General features: G+C 36.3%; 21 protein-coding genes. 2 read left to right on the forward strand and 19 right to left on the reverse strand.

Translation table 11 applies throughout. From position 1 onward, the window contains the following. Window positions 1-7: 7 nt before the first annotated feature. From mobB to BUC25_RS06395, 7 genes are all read right to left on the reverse strand, one after another. The gene (gene mobB, locus BUC25_RS06365) at window positions 8-487 is read right to left on the reverse strand and encodes a molybdopterin-guanine dinucleotide biosynthesis protein B (RefSeq protein ID WP_073200876.1); all 480 of its coding nucleotides are present in this window, start codon (window positions 485-487) and stop codon (window positions 8-10) included. Further along, window positions 488-721 (reverse strand): molybdopterin converting factor subunit 1, encoded by a 234-nt coding sequence (moaD, locus tag BUC25_RS06370; RefSeq protein ID WP_073200878.1) that lies wholly within the window; start codon window positions 719-721, stop codon window positions 488-490. Beyond that, window positions 714-1190 carry a molybdenum cofactor biosynthesis protein MoaE gene (locus tag BUC25_RS06375; RefSeq protein WP_073200880.1) on the reverse strand — a complete coding sequence of 159 codons (477 nt, stop codon included), beginning with the start codon at window positions 1188-1190 and terminating at the stop codon, window positions 714-716. Before BUC25_RS06375 ends, moaD begins: the two co-directional genes overlap by 8 nt. Window positions 1191-1288: 98 nt before the next feature. Continuing rightward, complete coding sequence (locus BUC25_RS06380) at window positions 1289-2527, reverse strand: molybdopterin molybdotransferase MoeA (protein WP_073200882.1); 1239 nt, start codon at window positions 2525-2527, stop codon at window positions 1289-1291. Between the two features lie 13 nt (window positions 2528-2540). Further along, on the reverse strand, window positions 2541-3554 hold the full coding sequence (locus BUC25_RS06385) for a ThiF family adenylyltransferase (protein WP_170862656.1): 1014 nt from the start codon (window positions 3552-3554) through the stop codon (window positions 2541-2543). 17 nt (window positions 3555-3571) lie between these two features. Further along, complete coding sequence (gene moaA, locus BUC25_RS06390) at window positions 3572-4588, reverse strand: GTP 3',8-cyclase MoaA (protein ID WP_073200884.1); 1017 nt, start codon at window positions 4586-4588, stop codon at window positions 3572-3574. Window positions 4589-4702: 114 nt separating this feature from the next. Next, entirely contained in the window at window positions 4703-5140 is a 438-nt protein-coding gene (locus tag BUC25_RS06395) for a DUF86 domain-containing protein (protein ID WP_073200886.1), read from the reverse strand. Between the two features lie 138 nt (window positions 5141-5278). On the opposite strand from BUC25_RS06395, the gene BUC25_RS06400 reads away from it, so the two are divergent. After that, entirely contained in the window at window positions 5279-5560 is a 282-nt protein-coding gene (locus BUC25_RS06400) for an SAV0927 family protein (RefSeq protein WP_073200888.1), read from the forward strand. A gap of 13 nt (window positions 5561-5573) precedes the next feature. Here the strand turns inward: BUC25_RS06400 and BUC25_RS06405 are convergent, their stop codons facing one another. After that, the gene (locus BUC25_RS06405; protein ID WP_073200890.1) at window positions 5574-5849 is read right to left on the reverse strand and encodes a YutD family protein; all 276 of its coding nucleotides are present in this window, start codon (window positions 5847-5849) and stop codon (window positions 5574-5576) included. A gap of 120 nt (window positions 5850-5969) precedes the next feature. Here BUC25_RS06405 and BUC25_RS06410 point away from each other — a divergent pair, with 120 nt between their 5' ends. Beyond that, the gene (locus tag BUC25_RS06410; protein WP_073200892.1) at window positions 5970-6920 is read left to right on the forward strand and encodes a M23 family metallopeptidase; all 951 of its coding nucleotides are present in this window, start codon (window positions 5970-5972) and stop codon (window positions 6918-6920) included. A gap of 764 nt (window positions 6921-7684) precedes the next feature. On the opposite strand, the gene BUC25_RS06415 is transcribed toward BUC25_RS06410, so the two are convergent. The 11 genes from BUC25_RS06415 to sufD form a co-directional block, all read right to left on the reverse strand. After that, a complete protein-coding gene (locus BUC25_RS06415; protein ID WP_073200894.1) occupies window positions 7685-7786 on the reverse strand; it encodes a methionine/alanine import family NSS transporter small subunit in 102 nt (33 codons plus the stop codon). A gap of 27 nt (window positions 7787-7813) precedes the next feature. Further along, window positions 7814-9295: a sodium-dependent transporter gene (locus tag BUC25_RS06420; protein ID WP_073200896.1), complete on the reverse strand. Its 1482-nt coding sequence runs from the start codon at window positions 9293-9295 to the stop codon at window positions 7814-7816. Between the two features lie 338 nt (window positions 9296-9633). Next, window positions 9634-10425: a sporulation protein YunB gene (gene yunB, locus BUC25_RS06425; protein ID WP_073200898.1), complete on the reverse strand. Its 792-nt coding sequence runs from the start codon at window positions 10423-10425 to the stop codon at window positions 9634-9636. Window positions 10426-10487: 62 nt separating this feature from the next. Beyond that, on the reverse strand, window positions 10488-11585 hold the full coding sequence (locus BUC25_RS06430; RefSeq protein WP_073200900.1) for an HD-GYP domain-containing protein: 1098 nt from the start codon (window positions 11583-11585) through the stop codon (window positions 10488-10490). Between the two features lie 106 nt (window positions 11586-11691). Further along, window positions 11692-12000 (reverse strand): YunC family protein, encoded by a 309-nt coding sequence (locus tag BUC25_RS06435; protein ID WP_073200902.1) that lies wholly within the window; start codon window positions 11998-12000, stop codon window positions 11692-11694. A gap of 50 nt (window positions 12001-12050) precedes the next feature. Continuing rightward, entirely contained in the window at window positions 12051-13463 is a 1413-nt protein-coding gene (locus tag BUC25_RS06440; protein WP_073200904.1) for a bifunctional metallophosphatase/5'-nucleotidase, read from the reverse strand. 15 nt (window positions 13464-13478) lie between these two features. Continuing rightward, window positions 13479-14312 (reverse strand): sulfite exporter TauE/SafE family protein, encoded by an 834-nt coding sequence (locus BUC25_RS06445; RefSeq protein ID WP_073200906.1) that lies wholly within the window; start codon window positions 14310-14312, stop codon window positions 13479-13481. Window positions 14313-14576: 264 nt separating this feature from the next. Then, window positions 14577-15974 carry a Fe-S cluster assembly protein SufB gene (gene sufB / locus BUC25_RS06450; protein WP_073200908.1) on the reverse strand — a complete coding sequence of 466 codons (1398 nt, stop codon included), beginning with the start codon at window positions 15972-15974 and terminating at the stop codon, window positions 14577-14579. A 33-nt stretch (window positions 15975-16007) separates the two neighbouring features. Further along, window positions 16008-16448: a Fe-S cluster assembly sulfur transfer protein SufU gene (sufU, locus tag BUC25_RS06455; protein ID WP_058306821.1), complete on the reverse strand. Its 441-nt coding sequence runs from the start codon at window positions 16446-16448 to the stop codon at window positions 16008-16010. Beyond that, a complete protein-coding gene (locus BUC25_RS06460) occupies window positions 16438-17658 on the reverse strand; it encodes a cysteine desulfurase (protein ID WP_073200910.1) in 1221 nt (406 codons plus the stop codon). Before BUC25_RS06460 ends, sufU begins: the two co-directional genes overlap by 11 nt. Beyond that, window positions 17658-18965, reverse strand: coding sequence for a Fe-S cluster assembly protein SufD (gene sufD / locus BUC25_RS06465; protein ID WP_073200912.1), 1308 nt, complete (start codon window positions 18963-18965; stop codon window positions 17658-17660). The genes BUC25_RS06460 and sufD overlap by 1 nt, the downstream gene beginning before the upstream one ends. Between the last annotated feature and the right edge of the window lie 2 nt (window positions 18966-18967).

The following is an 18967-nucleotide window of genomic DNA, read 5'->3' on the forward strand; positions in this document are numbered from 1 at the left end:
ACTAACTTCATTTAATTGTATTCCATTCAAACGTAGCAAAGTCTTGCTCAATTTGTCTTATAAGCTCTTTATTCCTTTTGTCATCAAAAGGTTGGCAGGTGGCTTTCACATTTTTTACTCTTTTCAGTAATGTCTCGTCTCCTTCATCCAACAGAACTACCTTTGGAAAAGGGATGTTCTTATATCCTTCTACTATCACAACATCTATATTTAAACTATTATATATATCTAATAATTGCGTGAGCGACAATTTTTCATTAAGACCCGTCATCACAAATTGCTGTGCTCCTATTACAGTTGATAATGCTGCACCACTTTCCATATGTTGATAGCTATCGGTGTTTTTTACTTGATCCGGTTCTCCTCCATGCCCATGATGTTTAATGGTTGCTACTTGATAACCAGAACTTCGTAAATAGTCGACCCAACTATTAATTAACGTAGTTTTTCCGCTATTTTTATAACCTACAACTTGGATCAGATACATTTATCCACCACTTACAGGAGGAATAATCGCTACCGTATCTCCTGCCTTAATAATATCATCATCTAATGCATACGACTCGTTAACTGCTATCATCGACTCTTTAATTTGTTGAAAGCCATACGTATTTTGTAGCTGCTCTTTTAATTTCTTTACCGTAACATTAGAAAGATCCATTGTTATGTTATCTGTACCTGCTTCTTCCTGTAATTGAGCGAATAATAGAATTTCAATCATTTGTCTCATCCTTTATATCTGGTTTTGCATTGGGATATCGGACATTTTCTAATTGATCACCAATCCATGCTTCCCCATCGTCCCATTGTTCCTTTTTCCAAATTGGTACTATTTGTTTAATACGTTCAATAGCATACTCGTTCGCTTGATAGGCCGCCTTGCGGTGTGGCGAAGAAACGGCAATAACAACAGCAACTTCTAATATATCTAAAGAACCAATACGATGGGTGATCGCTACCTTTGTTCCTTCCCATTTTTGTATAATTTCTTCTCCAATTTTAGCAAGCATTTTTTCAGCCATCGGTTTATATGCTTGGTATTCCAAATATATGGTACGTTTTTCAGCAGTTAATTCACGCACTGTACCAATAAAAGTGGTGATTGCCCCTGCATTTCGATCCTCCACTTTTTTGATGATCAGTTCAATAGCAATAGGTTCTTCTACGATCTCAAATAGTTTTTGTTCCATTATTAAACTCCTCTAAATTACGTTAATTACGATGGTATCGTTCCAACGAAATAATTCAAGCTTTAACAGACAACGATCAGGTAAATTTCTTTATCACTTTATTCCAATATATGAATGATGACTTGACTTCCCTTCACATAACCGTTGCTTCCTCCAGGCAATTGAATCAAACAATTAGCAGCAGCCAAGCTATGCACCATATTCGATTTGTCCTTACCCGCAGGTCGTACGGACAGCTCCCCATGTTCGATTGAATAAGTCCCTCTCATAAAACGGTCAAAAGGGTTATCTTTTGAAATAACGACCGCTAGCTTTGCATGTTTTTTCTGATTACCGATCGCTTTTTTTCCTAAATAAGAGTCAATAATTGGTTTTGTGAATAATTCGAATCCGACATAACAAGCGGATGGATTACCTGATAAACCAAATAAAATTTGATCCTTTAATGTTGCAACAGTTGTCACACTTCCAGGACGCATTGCTATTTTATTAAATAACACATTTGCTTGCATTTCTTGATAAATCTCTGGTAAAAGATCAAAATCACCTACAGATACTCCACCGGTTGTAATGAGAAAGTCAACTTCCTTAATTACCTCTGTCATTTTCTCTAAACTCTCTGGTAAATCATCTGTAAGTTGACCAAAATATTTTGGGATAGCTCCAGCTCGCTTGATCTGTGCCATTATCATATATGCATTACTATTTCGGATTTTTCCAGGTTCCAAAGGCTGATCAACTTCTAACAATTCACTGCCTGTTGCAATAACACCGATCACAGGCTTTTTAGTTACCGGAACATCTGCATAACCAAATGTTGCAAGTAAAGCGGTGATTCCTGGATTTATAACAGTTCCCTTTTCAACTAATACTTTGCCTTTTTTAATATCTTCTCCTCGAAAAGAAATGTTGTCATGACGATTCAAGCTTTTTCTAACAGAAACAAATCGTTTTCCTTTTTCTTCAAACATTTCCGTATCTTCTAACATAACCACCGCATCAGCGTTAGTCGGAACTTGAGCACCTGTCATAATCCTTACCGCCTGTTGCTCTTCTAAACGATTGGGATAGATACTTCCTGCACCGATATGACCTACTATCTCTAAAACACTTGGGTTATTTTCGTTAGCTTGTGGTGTGTCTTGTGCTCGTAAAGCATATCCGTCATATGGAGAACGATCAAATGCAGGAACATCATGATCAGCAAGAATGTCTTTTGCCAGGACTCTTTGATAGGATTCTGATAAGGCTACATACTCAGTTTCACCTGTTACAGTATGATCACAAACTCGTTGTATCGCTTCTGTAACTGCAATCGGCTTTCTTTCATTTAACATATCTTCTCCCCTCCTACCCTACAACTTGATAATAGATCTTTTTCGCATCCTCAATCGAGTTCGTTCCATGCACAAACACACGTCCATCATGGAAAAAGACAAGTCGTTTAGTATCAATCACTACTGACACTAAAAAAGGATTTGCTTTGACTTCACCAAATCGAGATAATTTGGTATGTAAGCTTTCTAATGGATATTGCTGACCTCGAATTTGCACCGTTTCTCTTCCACATAACACTTCAGATTTTGTTCTATTATTATAAGACAATGTTGGATAAGTTGGAGTATTCCCACAGCTTTTACAATTTTCTTGTTTTGATCTACTTACATCTATTTGTTGATAATGATTATGCCACAAATCAAATAAAATAAGCTGGGTTCGAATCTTTTGGTCAGCTTCAATTAAAATCTTAATCGCTTCCGTTGTTTGATGTGTGACGACCATTTGAACAGCAGGGCCAATAACGCCTACTGCATCACACGTGGCACCGAATACCGGTGTTACTTTTAATAGGCAGTCTAAACACGGAGTTTGACCGGGTATTATTGAAAAAGTCATACCGGAGCTGCCGACACAAGCACCAAAAATCCATGGAACCTGATGTTTATTGGCAAGGTCATTAATAATGAAACGTGTATCAAAATTATCTGTGGCATCAATGATTAAATCTACTTGTTTTACATAGTTCACCATAGTATCTGCAGTAGCATCGATTACTACTGGATTTATTTTGGTTTCACTATTAATGGCTGTAAGTTTACTAGCAGCAGCAACCGCTTTTGGTGTTTTGTTCTCCACGTCTGCTTCCGTAAACAAATGCTGTCGCTGCAGATTAGTAAGTTCAACATAATCTCGGTCGAGTAATGTTAACTCTCCAACACCAGCACGAGTAAGCATCTCGGCAGCAGAGGAGCCTAGTGCACCACACCCAACCATCAATACATGCTTACTAGCTAATTTTGCTTGTCCTTCTTGACCAATTGGTGCAAATAACGTTTGACGATGATATCTATTCATGCCTGACATAGCACATATTCCTTTCTTTAACCACCTATATATGACATTTCAATTTTCTTGCGGTTTTTCGCGGTTTCCTCTGTTCGTTCATCGGAATATCGATCATCACGGTATTTCCATCTGGAGATAATTGTTTCAGTTAATTCCTGATTGGTTGCACCATCTCTAAGGATATCTTTTAAATTCAAACCTTCTCCCGCAAATAAGCAGGTAAAGAAATGGCCATCAGCTGCAATTCGTGCTCTTGTACATGACGAACAGAATGATTCTGAAACAGAGGTAATAAAGCCTACTTCAATATCTGTTCCTGTATATCGATATCGTTTAGCAACTTCACCAAAATAAGCTGGGTCAACGGCTTCTAAGTCGTGTTCGTTTGCAATCATTTCGAATATCTCTTTTTTAGTAACAACATGTTTGAAATCCCAGCCATTGGTTTGTCCGACATCCATAAATTCAATAAAACGTAAAGTTACACCTATTTTCTTAAAGAAATTAGCCATTGGCAAAATCTGATGATCATTCATTCCTTTCTTGACCACCATATTTACTTTAACTTTAAGGCCTGCTTCTTTAGCTTTTATAATACTATCAATCACCGGCTGTGATTTTACATTACTATCATTTATTTTCATAAACGTCTCATCGTCAATTGCATCTAAACTTACATTTACCCTTTTTAAACCTGCCTGTTTTAATCCGGTTGCCATCTTTCCTAATAAGACACCATTTGTAGTCAAACCAATATCCTCTAGTCCGTCTAAATTTGCCAACCGTTCAATCAAATGTTTAATATCTCGACGTAATAATGGTTCACCACCTGTAAGGCGAATTTTTCGGACACCTAACTCTAAAAACACCTTCGTTAACCGTTCAATTTCTTCAAAACTTAACAAATGTTCTTTAGGTAAAAAAGCAAAATCTTTTCCGAAAATCTCACGAGGCATGCAATAGCGACAACGGAAATTACAACGATCTGTCACAGAAATCCGTAAATCCTGAAGGGCACGACCAAATTTATCTGTTATGACTGACTGTTGCATAAAACCGCTCCATTTCTTTAATAAATTTATATATTTAGTTAAACATAATACTTAATAAAATTTTGTGATAAAAATCACAACAATTCCTAGCTTGTACTTCAACATTTCAGAATTTTATTGGTTTGAAAATGTATTTGCTACACCCATTTCATTGGCTAAATAGCTACGTATTTGTTTTGTGAAATTGGAGTACGTTTTTTGATGTTCACTAAAAATATTTTTGATCAAATCATGATCGATTTTTTGATAATTTTGTACGAGTTCTTTTCTTATATTTATTATGGATTCATAAGCTTGTTGGTCATTTTCATGGAGTACTTTTTCATCTATTAGAATGTAAATAATATCAAGGTAACTACCGGGATCGCGCATAATAAAACCATCAATCATCATGTTACCAATATCCAAAATTGATTCGATCAATACTTGAGTGGTACGTTCCAACGCTAACAAATCCCATTTTGTTTCAAACTGCTTTTCTTTTATTAAGGAAAACGTTTCATCAAAAAAATCTAGGGTTGCATTCATTTTTCTCATATCAACAAAGTACACAGTATTCCTCCTATTACTTATTACTATCATGATATCATATAATAACACCTGTCGTTAAAGATAATTGTCTGATAACCTTACAAGAATTTACACTTTTATTAGAAAAGAATATACTAAATAAAAAAAGGAGTTTTTTCAATGAGTGAAATGAAACCAAGCTATTTTAAAGATGAGAAGGAACCAAGTAACACTCGGTTTATCAGCTTTAAAGGGGGATCAGAACGCTTTGATCTTGCCATCATCACTGCGAATTCACTGGGAGATGATTATATAATACTGGACATGAATAGCAATAAATACTCTCGACTTAATACAGAAACCATTGATCAACCAAATTATGTCGAGCATGCATTGCAATATAATGAAATGGAAGCAGAAGACTTTAGAGCATATATAAAGCCACTGTTAAACAAAAACTAACACTAAGGTAGTGTTAGTTTTCTATTTGTTTTACAATGAAAAAACGGCAACCAAAATTGCAATACTCGTATAAATAATCTTCACATGTACTTATTTTCGTATCAAAAGTCGCTTTTGGGTTTTGGTCATCATAAAATCCTTTGAGCCTTAGTTGCTCATAGCCCCAGTCCCCAACAATAAAGTCATACTTACTTAATATATCGGTATACCTTTCTTTAAAAGCTTTTTCATCAAAGCCATAATCAAACTCTTTTATCACTTCATATCGATTTCCTTGAACTTCAACCACTATATTCACACCTTTTACAAGATAATCTTTTTTAGCAAATGTTACTAGCATGAAATCAAAGAATTTAACCGACAATAACGATAGGCTTTTTAATAAAACTATCCAAGGAGGCAAATTCCTTTGATTCTTAAATGCTTAGGATTAATACTTACTACATTTTTTCTTCTTACTACTATAGCACATGCAGAAGAAAATGTGGATATCGATCAAGAAAAAATCACTTTATATAAACAAATCGAAGCGATCACTTTTATCCCTTGGTATTATCTTGCCGCCATTAATCGTTATGAGGCAAATATTAGTGACAATAATGCTGTCGAAAACCAACGGATATTTATTAGTATTCCTGAAGAAAAATGGTATGGTCTCACCCCTGAAAAAGTACCAGCTGATGAAAATGTAATCTCTTTATTTGGCGGTATTGGTAAAGATGGGAACGGCGATAACATGGCCGATCCTACAAATGAATATGATATTCTCTATTCCATGGCAATGTATCTTCAGCAATATGGTTACACTAAACAAGATATTCGCACAGCTCTATGGAATTATTATCATCGAGAGCTAACCGTTTTATCGATAATGAATTATGCAAATTTGTTTAACACTTATCAGAAAGTCAGTCTGGATGAGACGGCATTCCCTATTCCGAAAGGCTACAACTATAGTTATCGTAATACTTGGGGGGATGCTCGAGGGTTTGGTGGCAGAAGGATTCATGAAGGGACCGACATTTTTGCGGGATATGGCACCCCTGTACGTGCGACTACTTTTGGAGTAATTGAATTAAAGGGTTGGAATAAGTATGGTGGATGGCGTATTGGCATCCGGGATATTTATAATCGCTATCATTACTATGCTCATTTAAATGGATTTGCAGATGGATTAGAAATTGGTGATATTGTTGAAGCTGGTCAAACTATTGGATCTGTAGGTTCTTCAGGATATGGTCCACCAGGAACATCAGGTAAATTTCCACCACATTTGCATTATGGTTTGTATAAAGACGACGGAAAATCAGAATGGTCATTCGACCCCTATCCACACTTAAAACGCTGGGAAAGAAAATAAAACGAGCTTGAAAGTACACCTTATCGAACAGAAGAAAAAAAGTACGACATAACCTTGAGATAATTATGAGATTTTATATGTGCTTTGCAACCACTTCGGCTTGTCCGCTTCCCTTTCCGCGGGTTTTTCTCCTCAGCTAACTTTTTAAGCAAAGGGCGCTTAAAAAGTGGATCTTCGGATAAAGTGAGACTTCAATCAGTGGGGTTTTTCCACTGATTGTTAGCGAAACTTATCAGGTTGTTACTGACCGTATCCCATACGATATTTTTTAGTTAATGAGAATATTACGAATGGGATTACGGACAGTTAACAACGTGGAAAAAACATCCCGCAGGAGTGGAAGCGGACGCCTGCGTTTTTGTATACTCTACAACTTAAGCAAGGGGATATATATTTTGCTTTAAGCACTATCTTTTGTGGAAAGTATTTGTAGGTATAATCCAACATATTAGCATTTGCAAATGTTGTAGAATCTCATTGAGCGCAGGCGGCCACTCCAACTCCTATGGGGCTCATTTTTCCTGCGGTTTTTGCTTGGAAAAGTTAGCTGAAGGAAAAACCCCATGGAAAGGGGAGTGGCCAAGCTGGAGCGGATTCCACACACATACACCATGTCAAAATCAACACTTCGATTAAGTCTTACTTTCCTTATTCTGTACAACTAAAAAATCCGAACGATTAGTTCAAATTCTTCTTTGCGGAATTTGTAACATCGTTCGGATTTCGCTTTTAACCAAATCAATCCTGATCGAGCATTGTATTAATTAATTTTTTGAAGCATTTCTTGCTACTAAAATACTTAGAGCTAAGCCTCCCCAAATAATAACGATCCCAATTACCGCCATCACAATAGCGCTTGTAGACATACAGGAAACCTCCCTTTAATTATGTTTTTATGCTTCATGATCTTTCGTTGGCCATTTTTTAATTGTAATCACTGCACCAAGTAACATTGCACCAATTGCGACTACCCAACCAAAGCTGAATAGAAAATCAATTGGATAATCCTCATATGCACGTGAAACTTCTGTCTTCAGATTTTGAAGCATCATATAACCTAAAACAATTGGTGTAATAACTCCTAAACATAATCTCCACCATACACCAAGCTTAATATCAGATACTGAATCTGCATGTGTTTGTAAATCTTTTAGAGATCTTGCAAACCAAGCAATTGCTACTACTTCAAACAATCCTGCCAATGCAACACCATAGTTATTAATAAAATAGTCAACAGTATCTAATAAATTCAAACCACCTTGAGTAGCATAGAAGATTGAAACTAGAAAAGCAAGTCCTCCACCAATGGCAACTGCCTTTCCACGGGTAATCGCAAACTTCTCTTGTAAACCGGCAATATATGTTTCTGAAATAGAGATCATGGAAGATAAACCTGCTAAGAATAAGGAAGCAAAGAATAAAAATCCAAAGAATCCAGACGCCGGCATCTGGCTAATAATCTCAGGGAATACCATAAACGCTAATCCTACTCCACCATCAACAACATCTGCTACCGCTGTGTTCGATTGGAGAGCCATAAAACCTAATACTGCAAATACCCCGATACCTGCCAGTAATTCAAAAGACGAATTCGCAAAACCTGTAATAAAAGCATTGTTAGTAATATCCGACTTTTTCGGTAAATAAGATGAATAAGTAATCATAATGGCAAATGCAATAGATAAACTAAAGAAAATTTGACCATATGCTGCAACCCATACAGAGCCATCCCAAATACTATCCCAATTAGGTTCAAAGAAGGCATTTAACCCTTCAAATGCACCTGGTAATGTTATCGCACGAATTACAATGATAATAAATACAATTAATAATGTCGGAATAAAGATTCTATTTGCTACTTCAATACCCTTTTTAACTCCTCGACCTAGGAAAAATAAAACAAGCACCCAAACTGCAATTAACGGAATAACAACCGCTGGTATGACGGAACCAAATGTTCCAGGATCAGCTAAATTCAAGAAATCTCCGACAAAGAAGCCTGTTGGATCGTCACCCCACTGCGTACCAAATGAGAAGTATGCATACATAATAGCCCAAGCTATAATTACTGGATAATACGTGGAGATAACGAAAGATATAAGTACTTGCCACCAACCAATCCATTCCATACCTTTACTAATTTTCGAAAAACTTCTAGGTGAAGAACTTCGATATTTATGTCCAATTGTGTATTCCATAATTAGTAACGGAATACCTGCTGTTAATAAAGCAAATAAGTACGGTACAAAAAAGGCACCTCCACCGTTCTCAAATGCTGTTGCTGGAAAACGCCAAATATTTCCTAGCCCAACGGCTGAACCAATTGCTGCCAGAAGAAAACCTAAGCGTGTTCCCCATTGTGATCTTTTCTCCATCACTCAAACCCCTTTCATTTTTTAGCCCAGTCTATCTATCAATCTCTATCCAATAGCTACAAAGTGAGACTCACTAGAATTGACGAAACTCGAAGTTAGCGTCCAAGAATCGCCTTACAGCTTTTTCTAAAGCGTAAATTCTGACGTGAGTGTATTACAAATAAGGCACTCATTGATTTACGCTTCCCATGGATTCTATTCTTCACCATAAAGTTAGAGTTGAAATTGCTTTCAAAATGGGCTTTTTTTAGAATTGAAAAAATGGTAATAATATTTCTAATCTTTGAAATTATAACGAACTTTCGAATATTCTGTCAAAGGAAATAACAGGAATGCTCTTATTCAATTACATTTGGTTCTATCGGAAGTGACAAATTTGACGATCCCTCCCCATCATGGTAATAATTTGGCACATCACCTGGATGAAATACTTTAGTTACTGGAATATCTTGTACAATTTCAACTGGCTCTGAAGCGAATGGAATAACAACCATCATTTCTACTTCTATATGTACATTAACTTCAATTAATGCACCATTTATTCCTGTTTGTGCTAATTCACTTGTTATCTCCGTACCTACGCTTCCGATCACCTCCATGTTGACAGGTACCTTGGGTCCTAAATTAGCCAGAATAGGAATACCTAATGCCTGACCAAGAGGTACTTCTACTAATAAACCTCGTTTTCTCACATCATCTAACAATTCTTGTTCATCCGGATCTAGATCTAATTCTACTTCTATTGGCACACCAGTTTCTGGTCGTTCCCCTTTTTCTAATAATTTCAGAAAATTTTCTACCCGATACTGTACATTTCTTTGAACTCTATTTTCAACAACTGAATTAAAAATATAGTGTTCTACTTTTCCTTGTTCATCTAATTGAACTTGAACAAGTTCTTCTGTTTCCAAATCTTCGGATATTTTTTTACTCACTGCTATCCCCATTGCCTGATTAGCAATTGCAGTTACCCGAACCTTAGCATAATCAAGTAATACCGGTTTTATCCCTTCATTTACAATTAATATACTAGCAATCATACATAAAACAAAGAGTAAAAAAGAGATTACGATCAGTTGATTTTTTGGAGGTGTGCCTATTTTTCTCTTATTCCATCGATTTTTCCTCATAAAAAATCCCCCCCTTTTTATTCTTATGAAAGGAGAGATCTTTTTAGAGATACAAAATATGTTTATGTTTTAGAAAGAACCAATTCACCTGTGTTTATTATCATTACATCTAAAACAACTGCTAAATCTAAATCATATGGCGTAACTTTTAATCCTTTCTCTTTGATTATTCTAATAACAGGTCGATCATACATTTGCGGGTTTTGGCTGGCAACAACCCCTTCACTACCGTCACTAAGGTAAACAGTGAGCCCGTTTGGAAACAATGCGACCGTTTTTTTGAACTTTTCCACTAAATGCTGATCAAATTGTGATCCCGCTCCACCATATAGAATCTCTAGACCTTCATGAGGGAGCATGGCATCCCGATAAGCTCGATTACTTGTAACAGCATCGAATACATCTGCTACACCTATTATCCTTGCATATGGGTGAATATCTTCGTTTTTAATCCCACGCGGGTAGCCGGAACCGTCAAGTCTTTCATGATGCTGATATGCGCAGTGAGCTACTAGTAAAGGAATACTATGCGCCTTTCTTAATATTTCGAACCCATAATTTGTATGAGTTTGAATAATTTCAAACTCCATATTTGTCAGTTTTGCTTTTTTATTTAATATTTCGTCCGGTATTATAATTTTTCCAATGTCATGAAGTATCGCACCTAATCCTATGTCTTCCAATTCTTTAGGTTTGAAATTTAATTCTTGAGCCAATGCGAGTGTATACATACTAACATTTAAGGAATGGGAAAATACATAATCATCGATGATTAACAAATCAGATAAATAATGAATCACATCATCATTCTGACTTATTTCTTTAGCGATATCTTTTACCATATCGTTCAGTTTAAAGGCAGTTCGTTCGAGCAAAAAATTATTTTTCGTTAGATCTTCCCTTTGCAAAGAACGAAATGCCGATTTGATTCTTTGAACTGCATCTATTCGTTGCTCATCTGGAATTGGAGGAGTTACTACTATATCATCCGTATCTTCATCTCTTACAATGACATAAGTAACTCCCATATTTTTCAATCTATTGACCATAGATTGTGATAACTGAATATTTTTTTGTAATAAAACCCTTCCATGTACATCATAGATTGGTTTAGCTAATTCGACCCCTGATTGAATGATAGTTGTTGGTACGATTCTCATGTCAAAACACCTATTTTTCATTTTAGTAAAATTTTATCAGATAATGTCGATTATATCTAGTCTTTTTGTCACTTTGTTAATTATTTTTAATAACTCACATTTTATATTAAGCTTTAGCAAGCAATAAAAGCGCTTCTTCTACAGGCATTCCAGGCGCCCAACCATAGCTTTTGGAAGCATTTGTCACCTTTTCTAATGTTGCATTCTGCAAATCTTCGATTGATTTTACACCTATTGCTCGCCCTGCGATAATTGGACGATTAGCTAATTTTTCATTCAAAAGATCCACATCTAAAGCACCACACATAACATAACCTTTGTTATTCGCTATCACCAAAAGAGTCGTATGTGGTAAGTTAACAGTAATAGCGGTAAACGGATACTTGTTTATATAAATCGGTTTTAATTCAATCATAATAAGCCCACTCCCCTCCCTACAAAGTATGAAGGAGGGCTAAAAGTGTGCTAGTTACTGTCACTATTTTTGCCATATGAGGATAGTATAGAATCTGCCAGTAAGTCCCTTAAAAATTCAGGTAAAAAAAACTTCTTCGTAGTGGAACGTGCTATTTCAGGAAACATTTTACCAAATGTAAACATATCCGCCGTGGCTAATGTAAAAATAGCTTCGGTGTCCATAGCTTCCCCATTATAATAAACATTTTGTACGTGACTGTTCCCGTGTTGATCCATATACGTATCTATATCAATTCCACTGAAAACAAATTTTCCAATTACTTTACCTCGAAAGCCATAACCATTAAGTTCAAGCTTCATTAATGCAGCATCAAATGCTCCTCGGATAACTTCTAATAATTCAATCCCTCTTAGTTGAACTGTGACGGGATTAATCGGATGTGGGCAAATTCGATGCACATCACCATAAGTAACATGACCTTGGTTGATATGGTCGAGTAATAATCCAGCGTTTAACATACTGATATCTGCCTTTGTCCACTCTTTTAACTTGTCTGTTAATTGTTGAATAATAGGTGTTTGTACAAACCAATCCACCTCTAAACGTTGCTCTACAAAAGCTATTCGCTTTCCTAGTAAATCATGTGCTTTTTCATTCATCGTTTGTATTGTATTAACAGTAGTAAAATCCTGATCTATATAGGCTGTCTCAACAGCATATGCTTGTTTTTTTGCTAATTTATTTTGTGTGTGATCCCATTCGATATGTATTTCACCTACATATTTACCATGTTTCCCCGCCGCTGTAAGTAGTGTTTCATTTATTAATTCTCCATTTTTAAAAAGGTGGTGGGTATGACCACCAATAATAATATCAATTTCAGGATACTTTTCGGCAATATTCTGATCATCTGTTAAGCCGAGGTGGGATAATAAAATAAGGATATCCGTATCTTCTTTTAACTGATCCATATTACGTGATAAATAATCATATGGTGTCTCAACATTCCATCCTAACGGCTGATAAAAAGGACGGAAAGGTGCCGTTAATCCTATTAATTTAACCCTTAATTGATGTTTCGTAACAAAAGAAATACTGTCATTAAGCCAAAAAGGTTTCTGTTTATTTATGGGTGTTAGATTGCCACAAGTGACTTGAAAGTCCGCATTATCGTATAAGTGATATAAATCATCATGTTCCAGTGTTATTCCTTCATTATTTCCGATCGTTGCAAAGTCAAGTTGTGCATCATTTAAAAGTTCTACGTTCGCTTTACCCTTAAAAGCCTCTGCTATTGGATGATATCGATCTACATGGTCTCCAATATCCACTCTCCAGGATTGTTCACCATGATACATATGTTGAGCTTTCTTTTGTTTAAAATAATAAACAATATTTGACCAGTTATCAAAATTACTATGTAGATCATTACAGTAATAAAAATGTAAATGTTCGATCACGTAGCATCGCCTCCTCTAAAACAAGCCTTGCCATATCAGCCGTAAACCAATTAATAGCAATACCACTCTTAACAGTTTTTCAACCGCATTACTAGATAAATGCTGATTTACCCTTGCTCCCAAAATGCCTCCAAACCACGCACCTGGTATAAATGCCCAAACATATCTCCATTCAATATGCCCTAAGCTGATATGTGTTATAGAGCTTACCATACTCAAAGCTAAGATCATAAACATTGAGGTAGCAGTGGCAATATGTGGTGGGAAATGAAAGAATAAAATCATTGCTGGCACCATTAAAGAGCCTCCGCCTATTCCAAAAAAGCCTGACAACATACCCACAATAAATGCAATCGAAATCGCAATAACAGGATTAAAAGCATAATGGTATGTTTTTTCTCCTATCGTTACCTTACGGGTAACTCTATACCAACTATTCTTCCCATCCAAAGATTTCTCACTGGATGCTGGTGTTTTTTTAAAAAGAAATATCGCAAAAATCAGCAACATAAATATTCCTAAAAACAATGAAAACATATCCGTTTCTACAAACTGATTTAACCAAGCACCAAGTACACCACCAGGCAAACTACCTGCTATAAAATATAGACCACTTTTGTAATCGATTCTTTTGGCTTTTCCATAAGCATAGGTAGAGGACATAGCTGTAAAAATCATAATGATGAGTGATATTCCTACAATAGTACTGGCATTCGCCCAATCAAAAAGCGGAGTTGTAGCGTGTAAGATAAGTAAGATTGGTACTAATATTACGCCACCGCCCAGTCCAACGATACTCCCTAGCATAGCTGAAAATAAGCCTATTACTAAACAAATTATAATGTCCATTAAATCCCCTATCCTCTTCTAAGTTGAATATTTATTGATTAAATGCTCTTTCCTATTATAAAGGTATTAATTAAAATTATCCAATTATGTAAGTTTTCAAAGCTATCTGCATTTAATGAAAAAGAAAGATAAAAAGGAACAATCAATATCGTCATAAACTTTCACATTAAAGTTAATGTCGAGAGGTTTTAAAAAAAAGAAATTCAAATATTTATCCTCCCATATTAAAAACCCCTTATCACAAAGTGATAAGGGGTTGATCTGTTAACCGATTGAACCTTCCATTTCGAATTTGATAAGGCGGTTCATTTCTACTGCGTATTCCATTGGAAGTTCTTTTGTAAATGGCTCAATGAAGCCCATTACAATCATTTCAGTCGCTTCTTCTTCAGAAAGCCCACGACTCATTAGATAGAATAATTGTTCTTCAGATACTTTTGAAACTTTTGCTTCATGTTCTAATGAAATATTGTCATTTAAAATTTCATTATACGGGATAGTATCTGAAGTAGATTTATTATCCATAATTAACGTATCACACTCAATATTGGAACGAGCACCTTCAGCTTTACGGCCGAAATGCACCATGCCAAGATAGGAAACCTTACCACCTTGTTTGGAAATCGACTTAGAAACAATTGTCGAAGAAGTATTAGGTGCTAAGTGATGCATTTTAGCTCCCGCGTGTTGATGCTGACCTTTACCTGCTAAAGCAATCGATAATGTGTTACCACGTGCACCTTCACCTTTTAAGATGATTGCTGGATATTTCATCGTTAATTTTGAACCAATGTTACCATCAATCCATTCCATTGTGGCATTTGCATCACATGTAGCACGTTTTGTAACTAGGTTATAAACATTATTCGCCCAGTTTTGAATTGTAGTATAACGGCAATAAGCATCTTTCTTAACGAAGATTTCAACCACTGCACTGTGTAATGAATTTGTCGTGTATGTTGGTGCTGTACAACCTTCCACATAATGTACAGAAGCACCTTCATCGACAATAATTAACGTACGCTCAAACTGTCCCATATTCTCCGAGTTAATACGGAAATATGCTTGTAGTGGAGTATCACATTTTACCCCTTTTGGAACATAGATGAAAGAACCACCAGACCAAACAGCCGAATTTAACGCAGAGAATTTGTTATCTGCAGATGGAATAACTTTACCGAAGTATTCTTTGAAAAGGTCTTCGTTTTCTTTTAGTGCAGTATCAGTATCTTTGAAGACAATTCCTAAATCTTCAAGGTCTTCTTTAAGGTTGTGGTAAACCACTTCTGATTCATATTGTGCAGATACACCAGCAAGATATTTCTGTTCTGCTTCTGGAATACCTAATTTATCAAATGTTTGTTTGATTTCATCAGGCACTTCATCCCAAGAACGTTCAGAGCGTTCAGATGGTTTTACGTAATACGTAATCTCATCAAAATCTAACTCTGCTAAGTCACCACCCCATTGTGGCATGGGTTTTTTGTAAAATTGTTCTAATGCTTTTAAGCGGTATTCTAACATCCACTCTGGTTCTTCCTTCATACGAGAAATTTCTTCTACTACTGCACGAGTTAATCCTCTTTCCGTACGAAAAATCGAAACATCTCTGTCATGAAAGCCATATTTATATTCGCCTATTTCAGGTGCTTGTTTAGCCATATTATTACCTCCTATTTAGGATTTCCTTATGCCTTATTGCTCATCAGTCGCGACTGCCTTCTCCATTGCTTTCCACGCCAATGTTGCACATTTAATTCTAGCTGGAAACTTAGAAACACCTTGTAATGCTTCAATGTCTCCTAAATCGAAATCCACATCTTCCAGATCTTCACCTAACATCATTTTTGAAAAAATAGTCGACATTTTTAATGCATCGTCAACATTTTTTCCTTTAACCGCCTGTGTCATCATTGATGCCGATGACATACTAATCGAACAACCTTCCCCTTCAAATTTTGCATCTTTCACTTTATCATCTTCTATTTGAAGGTGTAACTCAATTCTATCACCACAAGTGGGGTTGTTCATATCTATTGTAACAGATTCTTCCGCTAAACTTCCACGGTTTCTCGGATTTTTATAATGATCCATGATTACCTGTCTGTACAATGTATCTAAATTATTAAAAGACATCGCCGAAATACTCCTTCGCTCGCTGTAATCCTTCTACTAATCGGTCAATATCACTTTCATCATTGTATAAATAAAAGCTTGCTCTTGCTGTGGCCGTGACATCTAACCATTTCATTAATGGTTGGGCACAATGATGACCAGCACGAACTGCTATACCTTCTGCATCGAGAACGGTAGCCGTATCATGTGGATGAACACTATCAACATTAAACGTCACTAATCCTCCACGTTTTTTAGGACCGTAAATCGTGAGTCCATCGATGGTTGATAATTTATCTTGCGCATAGTTTGCCAGCTGTTGTTCATGTTCGATGATATGATTCATACCGATATCTTCCAGGAAATCAATGGCAGCACCCAAACCAATTGCGCCGGCAATGATTGGTGTACCCCCTTCAAATTTCCAAGGTAGGTCCTTCCAAGTCGAATCATAAAGATCAACAAAATCAATCATTTCTCCGCCAAACTCAACAGGTTCCATCTCTTCTAACAACTGTTTCTTTCCATATAGTACTCCTATACCAGTCGGTGCACACATCTTATGGCCAGAAAAGGCATAAAAATCACAATCTAATCCTTGCATATCTACTTTCATATGTGGCACGCTTTGGGCACCATCCACAACAATTATTGCATTATACTCATGGGCAATTTGCGAAATTTCTTTTATGGGATTAATCGTACCTAACACATTAGAAACATGTGTTACGGCAACGATTTTGGTATTTTCAGTTACAGTGGACCGAACAGCTTCAAGAGTGATTGTTCCGTCCTCTTCCATTGGTATATATTTTAGCTTGGCACCCGTATATTTTGCTGCCTGCTGCCATGGAATAATATTACTGTGATGCTCCATCTCGGTTAAGACAATCTCGTCACCTTCTTTTAATTGATGACGAGCATAGCCATAGGCCACCATATTTAAAGCTGTGGTCGTACCTCTTGTAAAGATAACTTCTTCAGTCGAACTCGCATTTATAAAGTTTTTCACTTTATCTCTGGCACCTTCATACTGATCCGTTGCTCTTGTACCCAAAGTGTGAACACCACGGTGAACATTGGAATTGTGTTGTCGATAATAAGCATCCAATGATTCTATAACAGGCAAAGGTTTTTGAGATGTCGCTGCAGAGTCTAAATACACTAATGGATGATCATTTACTTCCTGATGTAAGATTGGAAATTGTTCACGAATAGATGTAACATCCATTAGTAAACTTTCCTTTCAATTACCTCAGTCAATTGTTCACGCACTGCATTAATTGGGATTTCTTTTACAACAGGTGCTAAAAATCCGTGGATAACAAGTCTTTCTGCTTCTTCTTGTGATATACCACGACTCATAAGATAGTAAAGTTGAATCGGATCTACCCGTCCTACTGAAGCCGCGTGTCCTGCTGTAACATCATCTTCATCAATTAACAGAATCGGGTTTGCATCTCCACGTGCATCTCTACTTAACATTAATACTCTTGATTCCTGTTCAGCATTTGCTTTAGTTGCTCCATGCTCGATTTTACCAATTCCATTAAAAATGGCAGAAGAACTATCTTTCATTACACCATGTTGCAGAATATAGCCTTCACTTTGTTTACCATAATTAACGATTTTGGCTGTAAAGTTTTGTGCTTGGTTACCACGACCAACGGCTACTGTCTTAGCATAAGAAGTTGAATTATCACCAATTAGGTGTGTAATATTTTCTGAAACAGTATTCCCATCATTCATTTGACCAAGGTTCCATTCGATGCGAGCATCACGATAAGCAACTCCGCGACGATTTACATATACGGTAGTTCCTACAGCAAAATTGTCAACAGAACCAAAATTAATGTTCGCATTATCATGTGCAATTACTTCTGTGACTATGTTAGCCACTGCATGTTCATCGGTATTATGAGAAATATAGTTTTCAACATAAGTTAAAGAACTGTTAGCTTCTGCTACTACTATTACATGGTTAAATGACGCTGCTTCAGGATCTTCCTGCCAAAAGACAGCTTGCAACGGTTCTTCTACTTGCACATTTTTAGGAACATATACAAACACCCCACCGTTCATTAACGCTGTGTGAAGTGCAGTTAATTTATGTTCATCAATTTGGACAGCATCTTTCATGTAATAACGCTGTACCAAATCACTATGGTCTTTTATTGCTGTTTGAATATCTGTAAGAATGACACCTTTTTCATCTAATCCAGAAGCAAGAGATTGGTAAGCCACTGATTGATTACGTTGAATTATAAGGTTTTCATTATGATTTTCCATATCCAAAAATACTTGGATGTCTTCTGGTAGATCACGTAATGATTGGATGGACTCTCCCTTGACATCATGTTTATAGTCATTGAAGTTCCAGCGTTTAATACTAGTCTTATCTGGTTTTGGCATTTCTAATCCTTCTGCCAATTCAAGAGCTTGCAGTCTTAATTCTTTCATCCATTCAGGTTCTTTTCTATTTTCTGAAAATGATCGGACATAGTCCTGATCATATGGTAGTTTTGTTTCCACAGTCATAC

This window comes from Gracilibacillus kekensis (genome assembly GCF_900143085.1).
Taxonomy (GTDB): domain Bacteria; phylum Bacillota; class Bacilli; order Bacillales; family Amphibacillaceae; genus Gracilibacillus; species Gracilibacillus kekensis.

Excerpts from the sequence above, each read along its gene's own strand:
- yunB (WP_073200898.1), bottom strand. The coding sequence starts at position 10,425 with ATGAGGAAAAATCGATGGAATAAGAGAAAAATAGGCACACCTCCAAAA.
- mobB (WP_073200876.1), bottom strand. The coding sequence starts at position 487 with ATGTATCTGATCCAAGTTGTAGGTTATAAAAATAGCGGAAAAACTACG.
- BUC25_RS06375 (WP_073200880.1), bottom strand. The coding sequence starts at position 1,190 with ATGGAACAAAAACTATTTGAGATCGTAGAAGAACCTATTGCTATTGAA.
- BUC25_RS06435 (WP_073200902.1), bottom strand. The coding sequence starts at position 12,000 with ATGATTGAATTAAAACCGATTTATATAAACAAGTATCCGTTTACCGCT.
- moaA (WP_073200884.1), bottom strand. The coding sequence starts at position 4,588 with ATGCAACAGTCAGTCATAACAGATAAATTTGGTCGTGCCCTTCAGGAT.
- sufD (WP_073200912.1), bottom strand. The coding sequence starts at position 18,965 with ATGACTGTGGAAACAAAACTACCATATGATCAGGACTATGTCCGATCA.
- BUC25_RS06430 (WP_073200900.1), bottom strand. The coding sequence starts at position 11,585 with ATGAGAATCGTACCAACAACTATCATTCAATCAGGGGTCGAATTAGCT.
- sufB (WP_073200908.1), bottom strand. The coding sequence starts at position 15,974 with ATGGCTAAACAAGCACCTGAAATAGGCGAATATAAATATGGCTTTCAT.
- BUC25_RS06415 (WP_073200894.1), bottom strand. The coding sequence starts at position 7,786 with ATGTCTACAAGCGCTATTGTGATGGCGGTAATTGGGATCGTTATTATT.
- BUC25_RS06420 (WP_073200896.1), bottom strand. The coding sequence starts at position 9,295 with ATGGAGAAAAGATCACAATGGGGAACACGCTTAGGTTTTCTTCTGGCA.
- BUC25_RS06380 (WP_073200882.1), bottom strand. The coding sequence starts at position 2,527 with ATGTTAAATGAAAGAAAGCCGATTGCAGTTACAGAAGCGATACAACGA.
- moaD (WP_073200878.1), bottom strand. The coding sequence starts at position 721 with ATGATTGAAATTCTATTATTCGCTCAATTACAGGAAGAAGCAGGTACA.
- sufU (WP_058306821.1), bottom strand. The coding sequence starts at position 16,448 with ATGTCTTTTAATAATTTAGATACATTGTACAGACAGGTAATCATGGAT.
- BUC25_RS06460 (WP_073200910.1), bottom strand. The coding sequence starts at position 17,658 with ATGGATGTTACATCTATTCGTGAACAATTTCCAATCTTACATCAGGAA.
- BUC25_RS06445 (WP_073200906.1), bottom strand. The coding sequence starts at position 14,312 with ATGGACATTATAATTTGTTTAGTAATAGGCTTATTTTCAGCTATGCTA.
- BUC25_RS06400 (WP_073200888.1), top strand. The coding sequence starts at position 5,279 with ATGAGTGAAATGAAACCAAGCTATTTTAAAGATGAGAAGGAACCAAGT.
- BUC25_RS06385 (WP_170862656.1), bottom strand. The coding sequence starts at position 3,554 with ATGTCAGGCATGAATAGATATCATCGTCAAACGTTATTTGCACCAATT.